The sequence below is a fragment of the Streptomyces recifensis genome, assembly GCF_002154615.1.
Lineage (GTDB): Bacteria > Actinomycetota > Actinomycetes > Streptomycetales > Streptomycetaceae > Streptomyces > Streptomyces griseoluteus.
Genome location: NZ_MUNH01000914.1, coordinates 1 through 510, shown reverse-complemented (window position 1 = coordinate 510; position 510 = coordinate 1). Strand labels below are relative to the sequence as shown.

Annotated in this window: 1 protein-coding gene, 1 tRNA gene and 1 pseudogene; 1 reads left to right on the top strand and 2 read right to left on the bottom strand. The window is 63.5% G+C overall.

Annotated elements, in window-relative coordinates; all coding sequences use genetic code 11:
* Both CCN33_RS33440 and CCN33_RS30790 read right to left on the bottom strand, forming a co-directional pair.
* Positions 1–144 (bottom strand): helix-turn-helix domain-containing protein (locus CCN33_RS33440; protein WP_244174004.1); only part of this gene is annotated, 144 nt, incomplete at its 3' end.
* A 106-nt stretch (positions 145–250) separates the two neighbouring features.
* Positions 251–325: transfer RNA gene (locus CCN33_RS30790), tRNA-Leu, on the bottom strand.
* A 100-nt stretch (positions 326–425) separates the two neighbouring features.
* On the opposite strand from CCN33_RS30790, the pseudogene CCN33_RS31425 reads away from it, so the two are divergent.
* A pseudogene (locus CCN33_RS31425) lies at positions 426–510 on the top strand (response regulator); the annotation flags it as partial.

Here is a 510-nt window from a genome sequence, read left to right as displayed (position 1 = left end):
GTTGGTGGGGCGTAGGGGAGCGGGTCGTGTCTGCCAGGAGCGGATGGCCGCGCGGGAGATGCCGGTCTCGCGGCTCACCGAGTTGAGGCTGCGATTTTGCGCCACCAGCGCGAGTACCCGCTCGCGCGTGCCCATGTCGTACACGTGGCCACTGTGCGGGGGCTGCGACGTGGGGGTATGCAAAAAAGCGGATGTTCACGAGAACGTGAGCATCCGCTTGCTGAGTCAATTCTTCGAATCGAAGGAAAAGTGCCCCGAGTCGGATTCGAACCGACACTGTATGGGTTTTGAATCCATTGCCTGCTGCCAATTGGGCTACCGGGGCTCGCAGATTCCAAGGCGTCCCTTGACCCTCCGCGCGTCCACCATACCGTAGCTAGGTAGGCTCTTGTCAGCAGCACCCCTGCCCTGAACGGAGAGCCCCAGTGACGACCCCCGAGTCGCCCCAGCCCGCAGACGTGTCCGACGACGACAAGTCGCATGTGCCCCCGCTGACGACCCGGGTCGTCA